The 24,689-nt window shown below is 44.2% G+C and carries 19 protein-coding genes; 14 read left to right on the top strand and 5 right to left on the bottom strand.

All coding sequences use genetic code 11. The annotated features are described in order from the left end of the window. Nucleotides 1-44: 44 nt before the first annotated feature. Nucleotides 45-3,755 (bottom strand): exodeoxyribonuclease V subunit gamma, encoded by a 3,711-nt coding sequence (locus FTV31_RS04600; RefSeq protein WP_180013304.1) that lies wholly within the window; start codon nucleotides 3,753-3,755, stop codon nucleotides 45-47. A gap of 178 nt (nucleotides 3,756-3,933) precedes the next feature. Between FTV31_RS04600 and FTV31_RS04595 the strand changes: the two genes are divergently transcribed. Beyond that, complete coding sequence (locus FTV31_RS04595; RefSeq protein WP_159123426.1) at nucleotides 3,934-4,437, top strand: hypothetical protein; 504 nt, start codon at nucleotides 3,934-3,936, stop codon at nucleotides 4,435-4,437. Nucleotides 4,438-4,486: 49 nt separating this feature from the next. On the opposite strand, the gene FTV31_RS04590 is transcribed toward FTV31_RS04595, so the two are convergent. Beyond that, nucleotides 4,487-5,908, bottom strand: coding sequence for a phosphate--AMP phosphotransferase (locus FTV31_RS04590; RefSeq protein WP_180013302.1), 1,422 nt, complete (start codon nucleotides 5,906-5,908; stop codon nucleotides 4,487-4,489). A gap of 206 nt (nucleotides 5,909-6,114) precedes the next feature. On the opposite strand from FTV31_RS04590, the gene FTV31_RS04585 reads away from it, so the two are divergent. The 6 genes from FTV31_RS04585 to FTV31_RS04560 all read left to right on the top strand — a co-directional run bounded on the left by FTV31_RS04585 (nucleotide 6,115) and on the right by FTV31_RS04560 (nucleotide 11,996). Beyond that, entirely contained in the window at nucleotides 6,115-6,819 is a 705-nt protein-coding gene (locus tag FTV31_RS04585; RefSeq protein ID WP_180013300.1) for a hypothetical protein, read from the top strand. Nucleotides 6,820-7,079: 260 nt separating this feature from the next. After that, on the top strand, nucleotides 7,080-8,024 hold the full coding sequence (gene ubiE / locus FTV31_RS04580) for a bifunctional demethylmenaquinone methyltransferase/2-methoxy-6-polyprenyl-1,4-benzoquinol methylase UbiE (RefSeq protein ID WP_180013298.1): 945 nt from the start codon (nucleotides 7,080-7,082) through the stop codon (nucleotides 8,022-8,024). Between the two features lie 14 nt (nucleotides 8,025-8,038). Continuing rightward, a complete protein-coding gene (locus FTV31_RS04575; protein WP_180013296.1) occupies nucleotides 8,039-8,752 on the top strand; it encodes an SCP2 domain-containing protein in 714 nt (237 codons plus the stop codon). Between the two features lie 12 nt (nucleotides 8,753-8,764). After that, nucleotides 8,765-10,384 carry an AarF/ABC1/UbiB kinase family protein gene (locus FTV31_RS04570; protein ID WP_180013294.1) on the top strand — a complete coding sequence of 540 codons (1,620 nt, stop codon included), beginning with the start codon at nucleotides 8,765-8,767 and terminating at the stop codon, nucleotides 10,382-10,384. Between the two features lie 156 nt (nucleotides 10,385-10,540). Next, the gene (locus FTV31_RS04565) at nucleotides 10,541-11,617 is read left to right on the top strand and encodes a patatin-like phospholipase family protein (protein WP_180013291.1); all 1,077 of its coding nucleotides are present in this window, start codon (nucleotides 10,541-10,543) and stop codon (nucleotides 11,615-11,617) included. Nucleotides 11,618-11,678: 61 nt separating this feature from the next. Then, nucleotides 11,679-11,996, top strand: coding sequence for a hypothetical protein (locus FTV31_RS04560; protein WP_004781714.1), 318 nt, complete (start codon nucleotides 11,679-11,681; stop codon nucleotides 11,994-11,996). A 36-nt stretch (nucleotides 11,997-12,032) separates the two neighbouring features. On the opposite strand, the gene FTV31_RS04555 is transcribed toward FTV31_RS04560, so the two are convergent. Beyond that, complete coding sequence (locus FTV31_RS04555) at nucleotides 12,033-14,000, bottom strand: DUF2075 domain-containing protein (RefSeq protein WP_180013289.1); 1,968 nt, start codon at nucleotides 13,998-14,000, stop codon at nucleotides 12,033-12,035. 81 nt (nucleotides 14,001-14,081) lie between these two features. Further along, nucleotides 14,082-16,433 carry a Tex family protein gene (locus FTV31_RS04550; RefSeq protein ID WP_180013286.1) on the bottom strand — a complete coding sequence of 784 codons (2,352 nt, stop codon included), beginning with the start codon at nucleotides 16,431-16,433 and terminating at the stop codon, nucleotides 14,082-14,084. Nucleotides 16,434-16,769: 336 nt separating this feature from the next. On the opposite strand from FTV31_RS04550, the gene ompR reads away from it, so the two are divergent. The 4 genes from ompR to FTV31_RS04530 all read left to right on the top strand — a co-directional run bounded on the left by ompR (nucleotide 16,770) and on the right by FTV31_RS04530 (nucleotide 21,931). Next, the gene (gene ompR, locus FTV31_RS04545; RefSeq protein ID WP_004781707.1) at nucleotides 16,770-17,534 is read left to right on the top strand and encodes a two-component system response regulator OmpR; all 765 of its coding nucleotides are present in this window, start codon (nucleotides 16,770-16,772) and stop codon (nucleotides 17,532-17,534) included. 310 nt (nucleotides 17,535-17,844) lie between these two features. Next, nucleotides 17,845-19,305, top strand: coding sequence for an ATP-binding protein (locus FTV31_RS04540; protein WP_180013284.1), 1,461 nt, complete (start codon nucleotides 17,845-17,847; stop codon nucleotides 19,303-19,305). 205 nt (nucleotides 19,306-19,510) lie between these two features. Next, nucleotides 19,511-21,028, top strand: a complete 1,518-nt coding sequence (locus tag FTV31_RS04535; RefSeq protein ID WP_180013282.1) for an acetyl-CoA hydrolase/transferase family protein — start codon at nucleotides 19,511-19,513, stop codon at nucleotides 21,026-21,028. 207 nt (nucleotides 21,029-21,235) lie between these two features. Further along, the gene (locus FTV31_RS04530) at nucleotides 21,236-21,931 is read left to right on the top strand and encodes a DsbA family oxidoreductase (RefSeq protein ID WP_159123435.1); all 696 of its coding nucleotides are present in this window, start codon (nucleotides 21,236-21,238) and stop codon (nucleotides 21,929-21,931) included. Nucleotides 21,932-21,992: 61 nt separating this feature from the next. Here the strand turns inward: FTV31_RS04530 and FTV31_RS04525 are convergent, their stop codons facing one another. Next, complete coding sequence (locus FTV31_RS04525; protein ID WP_179991974.1) at nucleotides 21,993-22,193, bottom strand: dodecin family protein; 201 nt, start codon at nucleotides 22,191-22,193, stop codon at nucleotides 21,993-21,995. Nucleotides 22,194-22,597: 404 nt separating this feature from the next. On the opposite strand from FTV31_RS04525, the gene FTV31_RS04520 reads away from it, so the two are divergent. The 3 genes from FTV31_RS04520 to FTV31_RS04510 all read left to right on the top strand — a co-directional run bounded on the left by FTV31_RS04520 (nucleotide 22,598) and on the right by FTV31_RS04510 (nucleotide 24,629). Next, a complete protein-coding gene (locus FTV31_RS04520; protein ID WP_004781698.1) occupies nucleotides 22,598-22,765 on the top strand; it encodes a hypothetical protein in 168 nt (55 codons plus the stop codon). A 256-nt stretch (nucleotides 22,766-23,021) separates the two neighbouring features. Next, on the top strand, nucleotides 23,022-23,201 hold the full coding sequence (locus FTV31_RS04515) for a hypothetical protein (protein WP_004781696.1): 180 nt from the start codon (nucleotides 23,022-23,024) through the stop codon (nucleotides 23,199-23,201). A 9-nt stretch (nucleotides 23,202-23,210) separates the two neighbouring features. Beyond that, the gene (locus FTV31_RS04510) at nucleotides 23,211-24,629 is read left to right on the top strand and encodes a hypothetical protein (protein WP_180013280.1); all 1,419 of its coding nucleotides are present in this window, start codon (nucleotides 23,211-23,213) and stop codon (nucleotides 24,627-24,629) included. Nucleotides 24,630-24,689: the final 60 nt, after the last annotated feature.

Below are 24,689 nucleotides of genomic sequence, written 5' to 3'. Positions count from 1 at the left end.
ATTGGTTGAAATCTTTTTACTGCTCTGGTTCGGTAACATGGTCATTATTCTTTTATCCATTCCAGATGTTCATGAATCGGCGCATATAGCGCATGGGCAAAATCATGGCAACAGCGTTGCAAGGCCAGATCCGGGTCCTGATCCTGCAAAATAAACTGCCAGTCCTGATGCAGCTGACTGGATTCATCACTGGCCAAAGGCTTGGCACTTTCATAGCTGTTGTTCCAGGCCTTTAGCAGTTCCTGCATCTCGGCAATAGTGATCTGCCCCTGTTCATTTTCAGTCCATTCCCAGGCCTTTTTCATCAGCAATTCGGCAGGCAATACCAGCGGCTGGGTCTGTCCCACTTCCCAAGCTTTCAGCCAGGCCTGTAAATGATGACGTGCCTGACTAGAACGCAGTCCGGAGAATTTCAGGGTTTTATTACTGAAAATGACAATCCGTTCCAACTGCGGCGACAGTTCATCATTATTCAGATAGGCTAGCCAGAGCAGATATTCCAGCCAGACCTGTGCCCGACGTTTTTCCGAAGCGGAGGAAGACTGCATGCTGAGCCAGTAACTGCTGTGCGGCACTTGCGGCAAGGTAATATGAATCAGCAGTTCAGGGTTATATTGCCAAGTTTGCTGCGTTACAGGTGTCAGCTCTTTATTCAGCTGCAATAAACGTTCTTTTAGCGATTGCTGTTCCTGCTGACTGCTGAGCCAAGTCGCTTCCTGAGTTTTTCCGACCGGCAAACGATCCAGCATCAGCTGTGGCTCAATCTCTTGATCCTGTTGTAGTAGGAAATCACGGACCTGATACTGTTCCAGTTTATTCAGCAATAAGGGTTCTCGGGAACTTGGCAGATCGGCATATCTCACACTGGAAATACCGACACTTTTCAGGAATAGACGTGCCGGGAAGATCATGTCACGAATCCACTCATCCCCTTTCAGCACCCGGATTTCTTTCTGCATCAGTGCCGGATAATGGGCATTGATCCAGCTGCTGCGCTTGCCCTCTGCACTGCGAATATATTCTGCCACAGCAAACCACTGGGTCTGATAACGTGGAGTATGAGATTCGACGTAACCGATCGGGTCAAAAGGCTGTAATGGATGCACATGATAGAGTTGACGGATATGCTTGGCGACGCTCAAACCATTCATCTCAAGCGTTTCATCGACTTCAGCATCGGGCTGGTCTGACTGGCAAATCAAGGCAATATGCTGGATCAGTTCCTGCAATGAAGTGGATGGATCACGCGCTTCACCATCATCAACATCAAAGCCATTATAGAACAGCCATAAATTGTCCTGCGCCAGTAGCAATGCATCCAGAAAAGCACCCTGGTCATCATCCAGACGGGAACGATCCCCTAATTGCGGCTTCAGACTGTTCATCAGGTCAAATGGCACCTGCTGATTCCGGCTCGGGAATTTACCGGTATCCAGATTCAGCATCACCACCAGCTTATACGGCAACGGACGGATCTGGCCGATTTGACTAAAGGTAATTTGTCCGGTCGGCTCGGCCTGATCCAGTTGCATCTCCAACGTATTCTGAATTTCTTCCAGTACATAAGGCAATGGCAGACTTAAGGCGACCAGCTCCTGGCTGGCCTGCGGATCATCCTGATCATGGTAATCGGCCAACGTCAGCATCCGCATCTGCTTGTCAATGATTTCTGCGACCGTCTTTAAGGACTCAACCCCGGCTTCACGGAACTCATTCAAGTCTTCACGCAGATATTCCAGCCAAGTTTTTACCGGGGTACGTTGTCCCTGTTCATGCAAAATCAGCCAGTCACGGCGCTGTACCAGATCCTGATAAATCTGGATCAGAGTCGAGATCAGAGGAAAATCACTACTCAAGACCCGAGCATAGCTTAAGGTATCCTGAAACAGGACATGTTCCGGAACTGCAAGCCCGAGTGCCAGCCGATCCAGCGCAAACTTAAAACTGAAGCGGTAGTCTTCATCACCGGCAGTCAGGCTTTGCTGTAAATGCTGCTGATCCAGACCGCGTTTAAAGCCCGCTTCGCCCAGTAACTGCAACATGCGCTCAACTTGCGCGTAGTCCAGCGCATATAGTTGCTGGGTCGCATTCAGGCTGAGCCAGTCGGCAAAATCTTCGATACTGAAACGTCGATGCACCAGCTGAATCCGGCCCAGTACCGCGCGCCAGGCATTGCTGACATCGAGTCGGGATACCCCGGCAATCTGAATCGGTAAATATAGATTATCTTTTTGCAGACGCTGGCTATGGCCTTCCCGTTCTCGTGGCGGCGGTGCAAAGACACTCCGAATCGCCGGTTCCAGCTCTTTCAGATTCGGGGCCAGTACCAGAATATCGCTCGGCTGCCGTGGGGCATCTTCGGTACCTTGGGCCAGCCAGTGAATCATCTGTTCTTTTAAAACTTCCAGCTGGCGCAGTGAGGAATGACAGACATGAATTTGTACCGAATCATCATCTGGTTTGAGCGGATACTGGTGTTTTTCTGGTTCCAGCAGGTACAGAATATCCGACTGGATTTTGGCCAGTAACTTGTCTTGATACTCATCCACGAAAGCATCGGCCCAGAGACCTTCTTCACCCGAAGACAGTTTAGATAATAACGAGAAATGATCACGCGCCTGTTTGCCAAAGCGGGTCAGCAAGGGATGACGCGATTCCCGATCTTCGGCGTTAAAGTTCAGCTGAAAGGCTGCAAAGAAATACTGGATTTCGGTATCAGTCGGCAAACGTCCCTGCGATTTTTCAAATTTCCTGATGAAACGTTCCTGCACACCGAGGTCATAACGCGCTTTCCAGTCCGGATCGACACTATCGGCCCAATATTCCTGTGACGGGTTAAAGTGGAAAATATAAATATCGATGTATTGACCGAGACGGCGCAAGAAATCCAGCTGACTCGGTGGTAATTCTAGCAAGGTAAAGACCACGACCTGTTCTGGTAAACGTTTTAAAGCCTGTGCCTGAGTATCTTCATTTTCCAGACGTTCCCAGTACATCTGTTCGATGTCCAGAATCTTGGCATAATCATCCTGAAAGACATGCTGCCACAGCCAGCGCTGCCAGGCTTCCAGTTCGCGTGCCTGAATCTTGACGAAGTCTGCCACCGGAATTTCATGGCCATTTTCATCTTTAGGAATATAGATCATCTGTTCAAGGTCGAGCGCAATATCCTGCCCCCAGGACGCCAGCCAGTTAGTCGGACAACGGCATTCCTGTGGCGGACAATTCCGCGCGCAATAGCCACGGTAATCCATATAATGACTAAACAGGCGCGAGACCTGTTCAGATACCCAGTACAGCATGCTTTGTTTTTTCAGCTGCTTCTCTGTGCCCTGTTCCAGACGATCTGCGCTGTCATAAATCCGTTTGATAATCGAATACAGTGGATGATCGACCTCTAATGGAATCTGCTCAGGCAAAATGCATTTACGTAATGCCTGAAATACCCGCCATTTAATAATAATTCGGGGAATATTGGCTTCACGAACCTGTTCAACTTCTTTTGGATTATTTAGCACCCACTGATAAGAGGTCCATTGAAAGGCACGGATCCGATGATGAAACTGGGTATTGGCACTGATGCCCTTTTTCTCGGCAATTTTTTGGGTCAGCCAGGCCTCGACTGCAGGAGATGGCACAATAAAATGCCGCGGCTGTAACACAGCCAAGGGATTTTTTGCGCTCTGGTTGACGATACGCAGCATACTATCCAAAAGCACATCAATGCGTTGACTCTGAATAACATGAATTGCCATCGTTTCCCCTGAAAAATGAGATGGAGCAGTACTACAAAATGATAAAGATTATTTACTATACTTACCGAACTGTCTATGTCACTTTAAAACTCATACTTCAGTCAAAAAAGTTCTTTGAAAAAAGCATCTTATTGATGTTTGAACAGAAAAAAACAACATCTAGCTTTAGGTAATGCCCATGAAATTAGACAAAATTCCAGATCGTATCGATCCAAGTTTAGATTTAGACAGAATTCGCAACGAGTGCTTAGAGCTAACCAAAAAACGTGCCTATTATTCTGCCGGAGCAGCTGTGATTCCGGTGCCATTTCTGGACGTGGTCATTGATGTCGGCATTCTGTCGCAACTGATTCCGGAGATCAATGCCCGCTTTGGTCTAGCCCCTGAACAGATCAGTGTGTTTGATCCTGCAACTAAACAGGTGCACTGGAATGAACTGCGTAAACGCGGAATCGAGTTTTCCGGTCTGGTAGTGGCACGTACAGCAGTCAAAAAATCTTTGAACAATGTTGCAGCGAAAGTGATCACAAAGCAAGTCACAAAATTCATTCCGCTGGGTGGCCAACTGGTAGCCGCGAGCCTCGGTTATTTTGTCATGAAAAAAATTGCTGAAGCGCATGTGGAAGATTGTTATCGCACAGCAAAAAATATCCAGCAAAAACAAATTGCTCAAGGTAAATAAATTGCCCGCCCCATTTTTTTATCTCAAAACCTTTCAAAACTCAGGCAGATTAATCTGCCTGAAGCTGCTTTAAAATTGTTTTTAAAATTTCGACCCGAGCGGTGTTTTTATCATCAGTGGCGATAATGTGCCATGGTGCCTGTTTTGTCGACGTACGTTCAAACATGTCGGCGGCCGCTTTTAAATAATCATCCCAACGTTCCCGATTACGCCAGTCTTCATCAGTGATTTTAAAGCGCTTATGTGGGGTATCTTCACGCGCCTTGAAACGGGCGGCCTGCTCTTCTTGGGAAATCGCCAGCCAGAATTTAATAATTACGGTTTGATGGTTAATCAGGCTCTGTTCAAAACGGTTAATTTCATCATAGGCCCGCTGCCATTCTGCCGGACTGGCAAAGCCTTCTACCCGTTCTACCAGCACCCGACCATACCAGGAGCGGTCAAAAATACAGATATCATCATCAGTTTGCAGCTTGTTCCAGAAACGCCATAAATAAGGACGATTCAGTTCATATTTTTCCGGCGCCCCGATGGTCTGGATTTCATATTCACGTGGATCCAGCTTTTTCACAATCCGCTTGATCGCTCCACCCTTGCCCGCTGCATCCATCCCTTCAAACAGCAAAATCACATTACGTGGGTCTGAGCGCAGCGCCTTGGCCACCTGAGGAGACAGTTTTTTCAGTTCCGCTTTATAGTCCTCTGTCTTGGCAAGTTCTTGCGAAGGATGCTGCAATAATTCTGGAATTTTGGCCTGTTTCCATCGTCCTTTGGCCCGAACCGGATGATTGGGACAATGTTTTAGCGCCTGCAAAATATACTGTGCAAACTGCTGGTCACGCTGTTTTTCATCTTCTCCATCAATGATCAGCCAGTCTTCGTCTTTAGTAAACCGCTCTCGCAAACGTTGCACGGTGTCGTACTTTTTTTTGTCGCGCCAGTCCAGGCCATGCAGTTTGTGCCATTGCATTTCACTTGGATCCATCTGATCCAGGCGTTTTTGCAGCGTTTTCCAGGGCAAGTCGAACCAGACCTTGACCACATCAACATAATTATTTTTCAGATCCTGCTCAAAGGTACGCATATCTTTCAGATAGGCATCAAACTGGACATCATCAATGGCACCGGTCTGCATCGTGGTTCTGAGCAGATCACTGTACCAGTTGCCAAATAGCACCATGATCTGGCCTTGGGCCGGAATAAACCGTGTATAGGGCTGCCAGAAAGTCTGTTTTTCTCCTAATACTTGCGGCTGATCGGCTTTCACCTGCATATAACGAGGATCTACCCATTCACGTAACTGTTTGACTGCTTCACCCTTACCTGCCAGCTCGATTCCATTGACCAGAACAATCAGGCTTTTGCCATTTTTCTGTCCCTGGGTTTTTCTCAGATCATACTGGGCATTGATCAGCGCAAGGGATAACTGGTCTTCATCCATTAACTGGAAACTTTGTTCTTCTATACGCATGGAGATCCCTCATCTTTTATTCTTGTGGGCAGTATAGCGAGGAGTTTGAAGGCAAAAATAGCGTTAGCAACGTTTTTCACACGATTAGATTGTCTGTTTAAACAGCAAATTGACATTCAAATAAGGAATCATTGATCAATTTGTCATAGCGAGATTGCGCCACACCCTCTAAGATTCTGAGATCGAAAAATCATATTTGAAAATACATGTCCAAACTTGCCCGATTAGATGAACTCTTAGAACAGTATTATCAGCTGAAATATCATACTCAGCCTGAAATTTTAAGCCGTTTACAGGATGTGCAGGCATGGCAAAAGGCACGGATGCATCGTAGCCATCATCAGCATTTTTCTGAAAAAAATAACCAGCTGATGGCCGAATATTTCCTGAACCGGCTCTACGGTGGCCCGGACTTTGACGCACTGGCCGAGCAGATTGCCCGACTGATGAAATATGCGCATAAAGCAGAAAAAATGATTCCGGAAAATGCCCTGAAAACCGGAACTTCAGGCGTAGAACTGGCGATCTTAGCCGTGCAACTGGATGAACAGGTCGCGATCCAGCTTTTAGAGGATTATCCTGCCAACGCACCACTGACCGATGAAATGATGCGTGTGACCTATCTGAAACTGGATCAGGGTGAAGCGCGCTTGAAACAGCTGGCATTGCTGGATCAGCTGGGTGTTAGCCTGGACAAATATATGCGTTCCTTTGTGGTTTATACCGCTTTCAAGATGTGTAAAGGCGCTGCCAATAAATATCATTTTCAGGTGATGTATGAGTTTATGCAGGACGGTTTCCAAGCCATGAAACCGTTAAAGTCGGCAGAAAAATTCGTGCATGACTTTACTGCGATTGAACGTGGCATTATTGATAAGGTGCATTCAGGCGATCCAACACCATTCCAATAATAGATTCCTTTCCCATCCATGATGAGGAAGGCTTGCAGTCCTGCCTGATCCTGATATTTTCAGTTTTTTAGGGCAGGCCATCGCCAGTGATAAATCATATGAATTATTCGATCACTGGCAGTGAAGATTTCCGCCCATATTCCTATTTTTCTGTATATTATTCATAACAATTGCATCATGATTGCTGAATAACATCCAAGAATCTGTCATTATGCAGGCAATGCAAGATTAACCCGATTGATATGTTAGGAGTGACTCCAATGTCGAATGAAAATCAAACGCCTACCCCTACACCCGAGTCGGCACAACAGACAGACAAAGTGAGCCCATTCTTAACCACTCCGCTTCCGCAAGGCGCTCCACAAGGTCAGCAACAATCTCTAGAACAACGCCTGACCGATACGCCTGTGACTGGAACTGTCCCTAAATATAACCTGCCACGCGGTGCCAATACCGGTAACGTCGGTCCAACCACGCACTTCGGCTACAAGACCGTGAGCAGCGATGAAAAAGCCCAGAAAGTGGCTGAAGTATTCCATTCGGTGGCCAGCAAATACGATATCATGAATGACCTGATGTCATTCGGCATTCACCGTCTGTGGAAACGTTTTGCGATTAATATGTCAGGCGTGCGCCGTGGCCAGCATGTGCTGGATATTGCGGGCGGTACAGGCGACCTGGCCAAAGTATTTAGCCGTGAAGTGGGCCCTACCGGTCATGTAGTACTGTCTGATATTAACGAATCCATGCTGAATGTTGGCCGTGACCGTCTGATTGATGCCGGCTGTACCAATGTTGATTTCGTTCTGGCGAATGCGGAAACATTAGAACCATTTGCCGATAACAGCTTTGATCTGGTAACGATTTCTTTTGGTCTGCGTAACGTCACCGATAAAGATGCAGCACTGGCTGCGATGTATCGCGTACTTAAGCCAGGCGGTCGTTTACTGATTCTGGAATTCTCTAAACCAGTCTTCGAGCCATTCTCAAAACTCTATGACCTGTATTCATTCACCGCTTTACCACTCATGGGTAAAATCGTGGCGAATGATTCAGAAAGTTATAAATACCTGGCTGAATCAATCCGTATGCATCCAGACCAGCGCACTTTAAAAGGCATGATGGAAAATGCTGGTTTCCAGAACTGTGATTACCACAATCTGACCGGCGGTATCGTTGCCGTTCACCGTGGCTTCAAGCTTTAAGGGTCGTACCCGATATGTGGTCACTTCTCGCCCTCGGTGCTGTTGAACGCCTGATTCATCATATGATTGATCTGGATGCGATTACCCGCATTCAGCTCAATACTTTGGCTGGCAAAATGCTGCGGGTGGTCATTACTTCACCGCAGCTGTCCGTCGATGTCTTCTTTGATGAGGGCAAGGTTCGTCTAGAACCAACGCCAACCGGCCATACTGAAGAATCTTCGATTTTTGAACAGCGCCCTTATGAAGCCAATAGTACTCAAATTCCTGAAGCAACGGCGACGCTACAGGTGAATAATGTCGTAGAGCTGCTTAAACTGCTGCTTGCTGATGAAGTCGGTAATATTCCATTGCAAGGTGACTATAAACTTCTGCAAGAAATCCAGCGCATCATGCAGCAGGCAGAACCTGATCTGGCGGCGCATTTGAGTCCTTGGATTGGCCCTGCTCTGGCACATGAAATTGGCAAGTTGCAGCTGGCTCCGAAGCATTTAAAACGCACTTTAGAAAGCCAGTTATTTTTCGCTGAAGATGCCCTGAAAGAAGATAGTGGTCTCTTTGCCCCGCGCTGGCAAATGGATGACCTGAATCAGGATACCCGTATCCTGAACCAGAATTTGGATCGCGTCGAAGCCAAAATCCGTCAGCTTCAGGCTCAGATTGAATCTGACGATTCTACTGATCAGCCATTTACTCCTGCTACACCTCATATTCCTTCTCAATACTAGGTACACCGCTTTATGATTCCGCATGTTTCACGTTTACTCGAACTTTGGCGCATCGCCGCGCACTATAGACTCGACACGTTGTTTCCTGCGGAAGAACTTCCTGAAAAAGCCCGGCATATTTTATCTTTAATTCGTATGCATCCGGCAGCCTGGTCCAGCCGTGAGCGTAAAAATCCGCTCAAGCTGAAACTGGCACTGGAAGAAATGGGACCACTGGCAATCAAGCTGGGTCAGTTGCTTTCGACCCGTCGTGACCTGATTCCGCCTGAAGTGCTGCAACAACTGGTCCTGTTACAGGATCAGGTCAAGCCCTTTGATAATGATGTCGCCAAGATGCGTATTCAGGAGTCCTTAAAAGCGGATGTAAATACCCTGTTCGCCCGATTTGATACTCAGCCACTAGCAGCCGCCTCGATTGCACAGGTGCATACTGCAGCCCTGCATGATGGCCGTGAAGTGGTGGTCAAAGTGACCCGCCCGAATATTCGCCAGCAGATCTTGCAGGATTTTGAAATTCTAAGCTGGCTGGGTGATTTTCTGGAAAAGCGTCTGGAAGCAGCGCGTGCCCTACACTTGTCTGAAATTATTCAGGACTATCGCCAGATCATTCTGAATGAGCTAGATCTGACTCTGGAAGCGGACAATACCCGCCGTATGCGTCATTACTTCACTGGCTCCAGTATGATGTATGTGCCTGAAGTTTATATGGACAGTAAGGACGTGCTGGTGGCAGAACGGATTACCGGTGTTCCGATTTCGGATATTGCCACCTTTGATGAACTGGGTATGGATCGTGCTGATCTGGCACGTAAAGGTCTGACGATTTTCTTTACTCAGGTCTTCCGCGACAACTTCTTCCATGCGGATATGCATCCGGGTAATGTCTTTGTTGAAACTATCAATCCGGCCAATCCGCGCTTTATTGCGCTGGACTGTGCGATTATGGGCGAGCTATCCAAGCATGACCAGATGACGGTAGCACGTATGCTGCTGGCGGTCATGAACAGCGACTTCATGCAGCTGATTCAGATTGTGCATCAGGCAGGCTGGATTCCGCCAGGTACCGATCAGGACGCGCTAGCACGCGAAATGCGTCGCACTGTAGGTCCAATGGTCTCCAAGCCAATGCATGAACTGGACTTTGCCGGAATTCTGATTCAGGTCATGGACATCGCCCGTCGTTTCCATCTGGAAATCCCGCCACAACTGATGTTGTTACTGAAAACGCTGGTTCATGTAGAAGGTCTGGGAACAGACTTGTATCCTGAGCTGGATATCTGGAGCCTGGCTAAACCAATCCTCACCGATTGGGTCAAAGCCCAGATGAATCCGCAAAAAAATATTAAAGAACTGGGACAAAAAATCCCGGATCTGCTTTTGGGTGCGCAGGACTTACCGACTCTGATGATCGACAGCCTGAACGGTCTGAAAAACCAGTCTGCCTGGCATGCCAAACAGCTCAATGAATTGCAAAGTATGCGTTTGCAAATGGAACATCAGCAAAAACGTAGCTGGATTTTTGGCAGCATCATGGCCATCCTGCTTTCGATTGCGATCATTTCACCATGGTTTGTATCAGTGATTCTGATCGTACTGGCAAGCGTACTCGCAGTCTGGCGGATTGCAAAATAACTGAAATAACCTGCTTAAAAGACCTGACATTGTTCAGGTTTTTTATTTTTCTCCTCCCTATGACTGCAAAGTCACCTTAGGGTATATCTTGCCATTGGGCTCTGTGACCAGATGCTTAAAATATGTCCTCATTGGTCAAATATGGGTTGAACCTTTATGCAGATTTTACAAAAACATGCGCCTGCTCTGAAAATCCGCGCTGGGCATCAGGCTCGTGAGCTGATTCTGAAAGAAGGTTTGCAACCCGAACAGGTCGATATTGTGCCGGGTGCTGCAGGTGGCCCCAAGGGTATTGGCATTCAGGGACTGGATCAGGCCATTTTTGGCGAGTTTTTCCCACGTGCTCCTCAGCGTAGAACGCTAGTCGGTTCATCCATTGGTAGCTGGCGTTTTGCCAGTGTCGCGGCCTGGGGAGCCAAAGCAGGTACTGAACGTCTTGCCGACTTGTATACCCATTTATACTTTCACAAGAAAATGACTCGCCAAGAAGTCAGTGACGTTTGTCGTGGCATGCTGCTGGATCTGGTACAAGGCAAAGAAACCGATCTGGTGAATCATCCAGATTATCATCTGACGGTATTGTCGATTAAAGCCCAACACATTTTCCAGAGTGACAAGGCCCTCCCCCTACTCGCCTCTGTAGCTGGCATTGTCGGAACTACCGCTGTGGCGCGTAAACATAGCCGCCATTTTATGCAACGTGTGATCAGCCAACCGAATACCGGTGAACAGTTTAAAATTGCCGATGATGGATTTACCACACACTATCATGCCTTGACTGAGCAAAGTGTTTTGTCCTGGCTGATGGCCTCTGCCTCTATTCCGGGCGTCATGGCAGCGGTCAATAATATTCCAGATGCACCGCAAGGTTATTATCGCGATGGTGGCTTGATTGACTATCATATTGACCTACCATTTCAGAGCAAAGGCATCGTGCTGTATCCGCATTTTACTGACAGCATTACTCCTGGCTGGTTCGATAAACTGTTTAAACGCACGGCAAGCCCGGAAAATCAGGCACGAACTTTGCTAATTTCACCTTCTCAGGAATATCTGCAAAGTTTGCCTTTGGGTCGTTTACCGGATCGTAAGGACTTCACTTTGAAGGGTTTGGATCAAGCTCAGCGGATTCAGCTCTGGAAGCAATGTATTGCAGAAAGTCAGCGCTTGGGAGATGAATTTCTGGAACTGGTCGAGAAGCAGAATTTTGCCGATGTGATGCAAAGCCTGTAATGGGCACAGCCTGTCCGAATTGTTTGTATAATTGCCTTAATTTTTTGAACTGTTGAGATTTATGCAGAAATTTTTAGTGATCCTGCAATATGCATGTATAGCCTTTGGACTTTATCTAATTTATAGCGTTAGCATGTCGCTGTATACCCAGCAATTTGAGCTGATGGAATTGGTGGCAGATATTGGCACCATTCTGATCTGTCTGGATTTGGGTGTGTTTTTATATACTAGTAAAGGCAAACAAGGCATCACCATGGAAGAGTATGCCAAACAGCTGGAACAACCACCGTCTAAACTGGTTTATGTGACACGTAAACTGGGACATCTGGGTATTTTACTGATTATTACCAGCTGGATTGTTCCGATTATTAATAGCTAATCCAAAATAAAAAACCTCCCGATTGGGAGGCTTTTTTTAAATTTCTTTGAGATGACAGGCTTTTAAAAATTGATATGTTGAATCATACAATTCACTCGGTCTGGTCCAATCATTATCATCTACATTCGGTAGGTAAATCACCATTCCTTGACGCGCACGAGTCAACAAAACACGATAAGTATTCAGTAGATATTTTTGCTTTTCCATCTGATTGATGTTCTGCCATTTTGTTCCTTTAAATGCTTGATAACACCAACCATCCTTAAAGTAAAAATTAATATCCCACGCAACACAGCAGTAATCTAATTCTAATCCTTGAACATCAAATTCTGTGGCGACATCTTCTAAGTAATATGAAGAACGTACATCAATTGTAGAATTCAAAAACCAATCAGATGGTGTGATTTTATTTTTAACATCAATCCCCTCTGCTTTGAGTCTTCTTGCGCCTGAGCTCGCAATCATGCCGTAACGCTCTGTCCCTTTGGCTTGTTGTTTTAGCCATGACTTAGCTTGTTCCAAATTCCTTGTTATAACAATTGGATAGGATTCTACAACTTGGCTATAAACATGCTGTGCTTTCATCGCATCACCATCTAAAATTGCTTGGACAAGTTCAGCAACTCTTTCACTTCTAAACGACCTTACTGATACCGCCAAATGTAAATCAGGTTCTTTATTGCCATGCTGAATTAAATGATGCTTTCGGCTTTGATCTTGTATATAGACACGATCCTCTAAAATTTTCTCAGAATAATAAATCTGCCATTCAGGATAATGCTGTTGTAAAGCATCTAACCATTCGATAACCCCTGCTTCTCCAGTGTTAATCTCTTGACCGCCACCGATTAAACAAATAATCACGCACCAATCTGTGTGCCGATCCATTACCTCAATCAAAAATTGTGGTTCAGATTTATCAAAGCTCTGAATTCCCTTTTTTTGCTTCATAAAGTTAGAAACTTGTTCTTTGCGCCAAGCTCTTTGTGCCTCATCAAATACCACCACCTTTTCAATAGGAGCTTCTAATGACCTTAAATACTCATCTCGAAAGTGATGGATATTTTGAATAAAAGCTTTTGCTTTTCTTTCAGCACTTGATCTGGTTTCAAGTTGACCTTCAGTTTTTGCTGTTTCGACTGTTTGTCGAATCAGCGCTTCCCTTAGCACATCAACAAGTGGACCATTGCCCGAGAGAAAAACTGAATGTTCTGATTCGTCTTTTTTTAGTCGCTGGTTAGCAATATTCAGCCCTGCTAATGTTTTTCCAGCACCCGGTACCCCTGTAAGAAAACAAATTGCCTTATGTCGTTTTTCTTTTGTTGTTTCAATAATATGTTCAATACGTGCTGAAGTTATTTTTAAATTAATCGCCCCCGCATCACTTCTGGAAATATCTTCAACTTGATGTCCTTGATAAAGTGCTTTCGCTGCTTCAATAATCGTGGGTGTTGGTCTATAGATGGCTTGATTCCACTCTTGGATATTAATGTCCATACCCACATCATAATGCGCAAGAGCCTGTAGAATCATTTGGTTTAAATTGTACTGATGACAACAAATGGGTGCTCGAAGATCATCTACATCCTCCCAAATGATTTTTTGTGTATCCGCTTCAGTAGCTACAAGAATTGGAATAATTTTTTTATCATGACTTTGTGAATGAAAATTCTTTAAATCCAAGCAATAATCAATCACTTGATTTTTTGCAGTTGCAGAATAAAAACTTTCCCCAACCTTAAACTCAATAACAAAGATTAAATCACGAATAATCAGAATATTATCAGCACGCTTCCCCATTCGAGGAATGCTGTACTCAAAGTAAAGACGACCCTTTGCTATACCAACTAAATTTGCTTTTAAAATATCTATTTGTGCTAACCAAGCATTTTTCTGTAAATCTTCAAGTGCAAATTCATGATGCTGTGCCAAATTACCTAAGATTAAGTCATTTGAGCTAGATAAAAAATCTTGGATGGAACTTTGATAATAACTTCTTAGCATTTTTAGATTCTTTGAGATTTTTTAATATTGTCGATATGAAAAACCTCCCAAAAGGGAGGTTTTTCGTTTAGAGCCTAAAGATTATTTCGAACCTTTAATCCCGGCTTGAAGTAATAGTGCACCTAAACCACCAATTTTATTTTCTTGTGGTTTAGCCGACTGAGGTTTCTTGCCATGCGGGCGATCACCTTGCGGACGCGCATGCTGTGGACGTTTACCTTGTGGCTTACGCTCACCGCGTTGCTCATTGTCACGACGTGGTTGACGTGGTGCTTTCGCTGGCGCTTCAGAGCCTTCAGGACGCATCGACAGATTGACACGGTTACGTTCAACATCAACGTTCAGTACACGAACTTGTACGATTTGACCTGGTTTCACCACTTTATGCGGATCAGCCACAAATTCATTGGCAAGTTCAGAAATGTGTACCAAACCATCCTGATGTACACCAACATCAACGAAAGCACCGAAGTTAGTCACATTGGTGACTACACCTTCCAGCTGCATGCCTTCAGTCAATTGAGCCACTTCAGTAATATCATCACGGAATTTTGCGGTACGGAATTCTGGACGTGGGTCACGGCCTGGTTTTTCCAGTTCAGCTAAAACATCCTGAACGGTTGGCAGACCGAATTTATCATCCACAAACTCTTCAGCATTGACCTGACGAATGATTTCAGTATTACCAATGATGTCTTTAACAGTCATTGCTTTTGCTTCAACAATTTTAGATACCAGTGGATAAGACTCAGGGTGAACTGCAGAAGCATCTAATGGTTCTGAACCTTGCTGGATACGCAAGAAACCCGCTGCCTGTTCAAAAGTACGTTCGCCTAGACGTGGCACTTTTTTCAGATCCTGACGATTGTCAAAACGGCCATTTTCTTTACGGAAGTCCACGATTTGCTGCGCGATTGATTTGTTCAGACCTGCGATATATCCCAGGATCGCAGCAGATGCAGTATTTACATCCACACCGACCGAGTTCACACAGTCTTCAACCACTGCTTCAAGAGTTTTTGCCAGACCGGTCTGGTTCACATCATGCTGGTACTGACCTACACCAATGGATTTAGGATCGATTTTCACCAGTTCTGCTAATGGATCTTGCAGACGGCGTGCAATTGATACTGCACCACGGATCGATACATCAAGTTCAGGCAATTCCTGAGAAGCCAGTTCAGATGCTGAGTAAACAGAAGCACCCGCTTCTGAAACAGAAACACGAGTCAATTTCAGGTCGCTATTTGCAGCCATCATTTCAGCAACCAATGCTTCAGTTTCACGGCTTGCCGTACCATTACCGATTGCAATCAGGTCAACATTGAATTCGCGGCAAAGACGTGCCAATTCAGTCTGTGAACCTTCTTTATCATCTTTCGGTGCAAATGGGTAAATGGTGCTATGTGCCAATACATCACCTGATTCATTCACCACTGCCAGTTTTACGCCAGTACGGATACCAGGATCTACGCCCAGTGTCGTACGTGCGCCTGCAGGCGCAGAAAGCAGTAAATGACGCAGGTTTTCAGCAAAGACCTGCATTGCTTCAGCTTCAGCAGCCAGACGTTTTTCAGTCAATAATGAATGTTCGATCGTTGGACGAACTTTACCAAGCCAGAACAGTTTTGCAGTCTGTTTCAGGAAATCCTGACGAGATTGCGGCTGAATGGTATCCAGGTTGTATTCAGTTTCAATACGTGCCAATGGTGCATCATCTTCACCATCTACTTTCAAGCCCAGGACATTTTCCTGACGACCACGTAGCATTGCCAATAAGCGGTGTGAAGGTACCTTGTTCAGATTTTCAGAGAAATCGAAGTAATCACGGAATTTTTTACCAACTTCTTTTTTCTCTTCGCTAGCGACCAGACTTTTCAGCACAGCAGTTTTAGCAAACATTGCTTTAAGCTCAGTGGTCAACGCAATATTCTGTGCCCAGTCATCAATCAGGATGTGCTGGATTGCATCAAGCTGGCTTTCCTGATCTGGATAATCTTCATGGCTAAAGCCCGCTAATGCTTCTGCTGGATCCACGGCTTCAGTAAAGATTTTTTCTGCAATCGGACCTAAACCGGCTTCTTTGGCTTTAAACGATTTGCTGGTACGTTTTGGACGGTATGGTGCGTAAATTTCTTCTAGGGCATTTTTAGTTTCTGCCGCATTCACCCGTGCCAATAAATCATCAGATAATTTATTTTGTTCTTTTAGTGATTCGATCACCTTTTCACGGCGTTCATACAAATCACGCAAATACGATAAACGTGTATCGAGCTGGCGTAGTTGCGTATCGTCTAAGCCCTGCGTTACTTCTTTACGGTAACGTGCAATGAAAGGAACGCTGGCACCCTCATCAATCAGTTTGATGGCAGCTTCTACTTGATTTGGACGTACGGCAAGTTCTTTTGCCAACTGCTGAACTAAGTCAGTCATCGTGTTTGATCCCACAAGGATAAGTACTAAATGGCATGATTATAAAGACCAGGTCTATAAAATCCACCATTGTTTTTATTAATTTATATAAGCTTCATATAACCGTATACGATCGTTTTCCAGTTTTTCCACTAAAGTTTGCATGAACTTTGCTTTTTATTCTTGTTCCAGGACGATTTTTTTCGCATATAGATGTATATATTTGGTATCTATGTCTTGATTTTAACTGCAATATTTGATGCTTTAGAGCATAGTCAATTAATAGTAATGAATCGTATACTCAAAGCATATTTCATTTTTTGTTTATGACGACAATAAAGAATAAAGGAGCACCTCATGAGTTTAGTGGTACCTGCTGAAAAACCCGATGCTGTACATACCGAAACCGACCGGGTCGAGCGCATCCTGGTTGTCGATGATGATGTGCGTCTGCGTACCCTGTTACAACGTTTCCTTGAAGATAAAGGCTTCGTCGTTAAAACTGCGCACGATGCCACCCAGATGGATCGACTATTACAGCGGGAACTGTTTTCTCTAATTGTGCTCGATTTTATGCTGCCTGTAGAAGATGGCCTCAGTATCTGTCGTCGCCTACGCCAGTCGAATATTGATATTCCAATCATTATGCTCACCGCACGTGGCAGCGATTCAGATCGTATTGCAGGTCTGGAAGCCGGTGCAGATGATTACCTGCCTAAACCATTTAATCCAAATGAATTGCTGGCACGTATCCGTGCAGTTTTGCGTCGTCAAGTCCGTGAAGTTCCAGGCGCTCCTAGCCAGCAAATGGAAGTGGTATCCTTTGGCCCCTGGTCACTGGATCTGTCCACTCGTACTCTGACTCGTGAGGGCCAGGTAGTGACCCTGACCACTGGTGAATTTGCAGTATTGAAAGCGCTGGTACAACACCCACGTGAACCTTTAACGCGTGACAAGCTGATGAATCTGGCACGTGGCCGTGAATGGGGTGCGATGGAGCGTTCAATTGACGTTCAGGTATCACGCTTACGTCGCCTAATTGAAGAAAACCCTGCCCGTGCGCGTTATATTCAAACCGTTTGGGGTGTCGGTTATGTGTTTGTTCCAGATGGTGCTGAATAATTTTCTTATTAGAAGAAAGTAAAATATTCGTCCGTCTATCAATTTAGTTTTTAATTACGTGACAAATTCATTCGCAACTGTTTGAGGCAGGAGGTATTCATCTCTAATGTTTCTGCGATAAATTGATTACTTGCCGCAATTTGACGAGTTTTGCGAATGAAAATGGTTTTGCCTACTTTTGCCGAAACAAAAGTAGGTCGAACCGAAGGTTTCAACCTATATCTAAATTACAGATGGTTTGACTCCGGTGTGATAAGGCCTTTTAATCAACTCATAATAATTTGCTGAAGTCATAGCACAGGATTGCTCAGTGAAACTCGACCCCATCGACCCACAAAAATTTACCGATTTTGTCAGCTACTCAGAAAAAAAACGTACCCCTTGGGAACGCTTTCTGGACAAAATCAAACCGCGCTCCGCAGCGATGCGAACCACTGTACTGGTGGTCTTTGTGGTCTGTTTCAGCCTGTTCATGTCAATCTGGTTTTTCTGGCGTACGCTTTATTTACCTGAAATTCAGCAACACGCGCGTTATCTGGCCATGGAGCTGGAAATTCTCAATAATCCAGACCTGCGTCTTTATCATAAGGAACAGGAAGTCGATATTGATACCTGGCTCAAAAACCGGATCGGAATCGAATATGTCACCAATCCGGCTGAATACCCCAATGTAAAAGACAAGGTCATTGCCGAATTCTTTACTAACCAGATTGAGACCAAACTGGCCAAAGAATTAAGAATCGAACAGGCGACCGTTTATTTCCAGTTCAAGCCAAGTCCACGCATCTGGATTCAAACCCCTGAAATGAATGGCAACTGGGTACGTGAACCTCTTAAGACCTATGCCAACTATAGCCCTGAACTGATTCTAGGCTGGCTGCTGGGTACGCCGCTCATTGCCGGTATTATTATCCTGACGCTGGTGCGTCAGCTGAACCGTCCTTTACGCCGCTTGCAGAATGCAGCAAACAGCTATAGTAAAAATGGTTCCGCTCCTTATCTGGATACTAATCATGGTCCGCTGGAAATCCGTCAGGTGAATCATGCCTTTAACCAGATGATTTATACCTTAGATCAAACCGAACGTGATCGTCGAATCATGCTCGCGGGGATTTCACATGACCTGCGTACACCGTTGACCCGTATTCGTCTTAGCGCAGAAATGATGCCGGATGAAGACTTTCTCAAGGAAGGTCTGATTTATGACGTGGAGGATATGGATGCCATTCTGAACCAGTTCATTTCCTATATGCGGGATGGCTCCGATGAAGAGCTGCAAGAAACCAATGTCAATGTGCTGTTGCAGGAACTGGTCAAGCAGTTTAAGCCACTTGATATCCGCTTTACACCTCAAGAGATACCACTGGTTGAGGTACGCAGCATGTCGCTGAAACGCCTGATTGGCAACCTGATCAATAACTCGAAACGTTATGGTGCTGAACCGATCGAGCTTGCTGCCTATGTACAAGATCATAAACTGATGATCAGTGTATCCGATCATGGTGAAGGGATTCCAGAAGACCAGATTGAAGCGTTGATGCAACCCTTTGTTCGTGGAAATTCTGCGCGTACCGTACAAGGCAGTGGTTTAGGTCTGGCAATTGTCAAACGTATTGTTGATATTCACTCAGGTGAGCTGCATATCCAAAATCGGCCTGAAGGTGGTCTGGAAGCCATTATTGCCTTACCCCTGAAAACAGCAGATTCAGAGGCACCTGCTACCCCAACCACCTTGGATAAAATTCGTCAAACGCTCACTGATCACTTCTAGTAAGTGATCATAAAAGCAACAAACGACTTTTTAGTATTTCTATATAATTCATTTTAATTTCCAATAATTCAATCATTTAAAAAACATCATTTTTCATTATACCTACATTTAGCTAAAAAATTAGACCTTAGCCTAACACCTATGCAAAATACATTTTTTGATCGGTACAATCCGTATCATTATTTAAGAATTTATGAGAGTTGAAATGTCTTTAGATCGTATCCGTTTAGCCTCCCTACACAACAAAGTCATCAGCCCTGAACAAGCTGCTGAATTCATCGAAGATGGTATGACTGTGGGTATGAGTGGCTTTACTCGCGCTGGTGAAGCGAAGGCGGTTCCTTTAGCTTTGGTACAACGCGCAAAAGCAAATCCACTGAAAATCACGTTGATCACAGGTGCATCACTCGGTAACGATTTGGACAAGCAACTCACTGAAGCAGGCGTATTGGCACGTCGTTTACCATTCCAGGTAGATAGCACTTTACGTAAAGCGATTAACAAAGGCGAAGTGATGTTCATCGATCAGCATTTGTCTGAAACCGTTGAACAGATGCGTAACCAGCAGTTGAAAAAACCTGATGTAGCGGTAATTGAAGCAGTTGCGATCACTGAAGATGGCGGCATCATTCCAACAACTTCTGTAGGTAACTCTGCAAGTTTTGCAATTTTTGCAGAGAAAGTGATTGTTGAAATCAACACGAATTTAAGTCCTGCATTTGAAGGCTTGCACGACATCTATATCCCGACTTACCGTCCAACACGTCAAGCGATTCCATTGACTCAAGTGGATGAGCGTATCGGTACACATGCAATCAATATCGATCCTTCAAAAATCGTGGGTATCGTATTCAACAATGAATTGCATGACTCTCCATCAACTGTAACTGCACCAGATGATGAGACTCAATCAATTGCCAACCACTTGATTGCTTTCTTTGAAAAAGAAGTGGCTGAAGAGCGTTTACCGAAAAACCTTGGCCCTCTTCAAGCAGGGATCGGTTCCATTGCAAACGCCGTATTGACGGGTCTGAAAGATTCAAACTTCGAAGACTTGATCATGTACTCAGAAGTACTACAAGACTGTACGTTTGAATTGATCGATGCCGGTAAAATGAAGTTTGCTTCAGGTTCTTCTATTACACTTTCTGCTAAATATGGCGAAAAAGTATTTAACAACCTTGAGCACTACAAAGACAAACTTGTATTACGTCCACAGGAAATTTCAAACCATCCTGAACTGGTACGCCGTTTAGGTATTATCGGCATCAACACTGCACTTGAGTTTGATATTTACGGTAACGTGAACTCAACTCACGTATGTGGTACCAAAATGATGAACGGTATTGGTGGTTCAGGTGACTTCGCTCGTAATGCGCACCTTGCAATCTTCGTGACTAAATCAATCGCGAAAGGTGGCGACATCTCTTCAGTAGTACCATTTGCGTCTCACGTTGACCATGCTGAACATGATGTAGATATCTTAGTGACTGAACAAGGTCTGGCAGATCTTCGTGGTTTGGCGCCACGTGAACGTGCTCGTGCGATCATCGACAACTGTGCACACCCAATGTACCGAGATGCATTGAATGACTACTTCGACCGTGCATGTGCAAAAGGTGGCCATACACCTCACCTGCTTCGTGAAGCATTATCTTGGCACTCTAACTTTGAAGAAAATGGTCATATGCTTGCAGTAGAAGCTGCAGTCAAAACTGCTTAATTGACCGCTTCAGAAAACGCCCCACGGGGCGTTTTTTATGGGAAAAATAATAAATAAACAAAGACAAATCTATCCATAAGAATCTGATCAGCTTAACTTCTTAAATATTTTGAATGATTAAAAAACTGCACTTAGTCTGGATGCAGGGCTTTAAATTCCAGTTCTTCACCCTCATACTTCTAACAAGACAAAGATTAGAGACATGACATGCGCGTAGATATTTGGTCAGATGTGGTCTGCCCTTTTTGCTATATTGGTAAAAAACGGCTGGAAGCTGCTGCAAAGGAAAGCGGAATTGAACTTGAAGTCCATTGGCATAGTTTTCAGCTAGATCCTGAAGCGCCAGTCCGTCAGGAAGTTTCCAACTCTGAGCGTTTGGCACAAAAATATGGCCGTTCAGTGGCAGAAGTTGAAGACATGCAGCGCAATATCGCAGCCATGGCCAAACAGGAAGGCATTGAATTTAACTGGGAAGGTGCCAACTCTGGCAATACCTTGAATGCGCATCGCATCATTCACCTGGCACAAAGTAAAGGCTTGGGCAATGAAGCTCAGGAAGCTTTTTTCTACAGCTATATGACGCAAGGCCTGCCAATTGGTGAACGTGAAACGTTGGAAGATGTCGCGGCGCGTATTGGCCTGAACCCGGTTGAAGTAGATGATTTACTCGACTCGGATGAGTTTGCGGACTTTGTTAAATTTGACCAGGAAGTAGCACGTGACCAGCTCAAAGTTACCGGTGTTCCTTTCTTTGTATTTGATCAGCGCATTGCTTTGGCAGGTGCTCAGCCGAAGGAAGTTTTCTTGCAAGTTCTTGAAAAAGCTTTAGAGGAACCACAGCAACAGCCAGCAGCTGATCAGTGTTCTACAGATGCTTGTGATGTTCCGGCAAAGCCTGAATAAAAACTAAATCAAATCAAAGAATCCCCATTCAAGATGGGGATTTTTTTATGGATGATATGAATTATTCAACCAGAAAACTGATCTTTAGATTCACACGATATTCGGTAATTTTATTGTCATTAATCACGACTTTCTGTTCATTAATCCAGGCACCTTGAACATTTTTAATCGTTTCTGTGACTTTCGCGATGCCACTTTGAATTGCATCCTCAAAGCTTTTACTACTGCTTGAATTGACTTCTACCACTTTTGCAATTGCCATGATTCAACACTCACTCTGTGAAGATAGAAGCATTCATCTTAGTTGATTTAAATTTCTCTACAGCTCTTAGCAAACAAGCGATAGCAAAAACTTACAGGGAATGAACAAATACTAATCTACCCTTACTGCTTTAAAAAAATTTAAATCTAGATCTCTAGTTTTAAATAATCAACAAATAAATGTTTGCTTAAAAACTTCTAAAACATCTAAAAAATGTATAAAAAACAACCCAAAACCATCTAGAGCAAATATTCTAATATATTGTTTTATCTAAGTTTATTTGCTTTTCTTGCCGATTTGATCATTTTTTATTAATTGCCATTTGATATTATTTTTCACGTGATTTAGGACTAACTTTTTTCTTGTTCAAACTCTTGAACATCTAGATATCAAAAGGTCATGTTATGAAAACTGTTAAATTTTTATGCGCAGCAACTGTGATGGCTTTTTCTCTACAAGCTTCAGCACAAATGGCTCAAGTAGTTTATCTTCCAGATTTCCCTGTGAGCAAAGCACCAGTTGAAACTGTAGCAACAGATACTGCAACTGCAGAAACTGAAAAAGCGGCTTAAGTCTTTAAGCGAAATCTCCCAGCAGGCTGAATTATTCAGCCTGTTTTTATTTCCGGATTTTAAAAATCTAACTTGTTCTTCTATTTAAAGAGCATTAAAAACCTCATTATTTTTTATTTTATTTTGATTTCATTCACTTTTTATTCAAAAACAACTACCAATTTCGCTTAAAAAATACTCAAAATAATCAAGTATTTTGTCAAACAGATGCTTATAATCAGAACCTGATCTTTTATTGATTTCAGACTTTCTTGTTATGAACCAGCTTCAAGCATTAATACAGGGAAAAATTTCTCCGCAGGCAATTTCTGTGGATTTTTTGATTGAAATGGCTGAGCGTTATCCAGATCCCAACTCTACCGAATATAAACTGGTAGAACTTGCAGTCAATATGATCATGGCCAAGTCACTGGATAAAGCACTCAAATATATCTAGAGAGCTAAAATGAATGCTTTAGAAAAAGCAAAGTTAATTAAAGAATTAAATGAATTGGGGCAGCAACTAGAACATAAATCCCTCAGTTTATATGAAGCCGCCCGAACCAAAAAACGGCTCCAGGATATTTTTCATCTCTGTGATGAACCTGTTTTTAAAAATCAGATTTTAAGTTTTAAATCCCGTGTCCAGCCTGAGCTGGCAGCACATCAGTTTGCGGCGAGCACCGAGTTTCATCACTGTTATCGCGGTTATTTTAAGAATCCTGTCCAGCTGCAACAGGCACTCACTGCACATTCAGAAACAGGCTGGGCCTTTTTGCATCAGCCACAACAAGGCTGGCAAATCTGGCTGGGTCCTGTAGAGCAAACTGATTTTTTACATAGTGAATGGGATGAATTAGCAAATTGCCATCACTGGCTTTTGCAGCAACAGCAACAAGACGCATATTTTCCTCTCGATCCCCAACTGGATATTCCGGCTTTATCTGTTCAGGATGCCGAATTCAATACGCTTACCCTAGAAATCGCGCGTTATCATCAGGGCAGTTTGCAGATTCAGACCAAGATCACTGCACCTCAATTGTCTAAAACAATTAAACCTGATTTAGACAGAGCAACTGGCAAAACAGAAGAAGCTAAAACAGCTGAGCTGTCTATAGAAATAGACAACACGGATAGTTCATCCTCTATTTTGATAATAGATGAAAATATTAATTTTCCTGAATCTATACAGCTAGGTAAATTCTCTGCCCTGCTGCATCCCTTAGAACATGCTGGAGCGACTATACGGCGTCTCTGTGCCCTAGAATTACAACCGACTGTCTCCCAACCGGCCGATCTGGAAATAGCGCTATATTATGCCGAGGAAGACCACTGGCAGGCACGTCCTGTTTATCTTGCCATGCAGGCCGATCAGCAAGGGCAAGGTCTGAAATATCTGATGCTCTTGGGCGCACCGAGTCTCTTGCAAGCCAATTCCTGTATCCAGCACTGGGGCATGCAGCGTGGATGGCATTGTATAGAGATAAAATCCATATCATGGGCAGCTTTAGGTGCCTGCCTTGATCAGATAGATCTTTTCAGTGAAATGTATCTGCAACAAGCCGAAACGGTCTGGATGCCTGAGGAAAGCTATGCCTATATTCCGGCTCGGTGTATTCATCAAAAGAAATTTATCAATTTTGAGGAAGCGCCCGCTGATTTTTCCACTCCAATTTTATTATTACAGGAACATCAGAAAATTCGGGTCATTCATGGGGAACGCCGCCTGGCATTGTCTAATCAGGAAATCGCTTATCCTTATTTAATGCTCAAACGAGATAAGGACTTGAATTGGCAAAAAATTCATCAAATTGTTTTAGGATTGTCACAGCCGGTACGGGTTTTAGATCTTTATATGGCAATTCAGGCACAAATCATTAAATAATTGATGTAGTTATGTAGTTTATCCTTGCTTTTTTTCCTTATTTTTTAGAAAACTAGCGCA

It is taken from the genome of Acinetobacter sp. YH16031 (assembly GCF_013417335.1).
In the GTDB taxonomy this organism is placed as follows: domain Bacteria; phylum Pseudomonadota; class Gammaproteobacteria; order Pseudomonadales; family Moraxellaceae; genus Acinetobacter.
The sequence above is the reverse complement of the archived record's forward strand: the minus strand, read 5'-3'. Positions and strand labels throughout refer to the sequence as shown.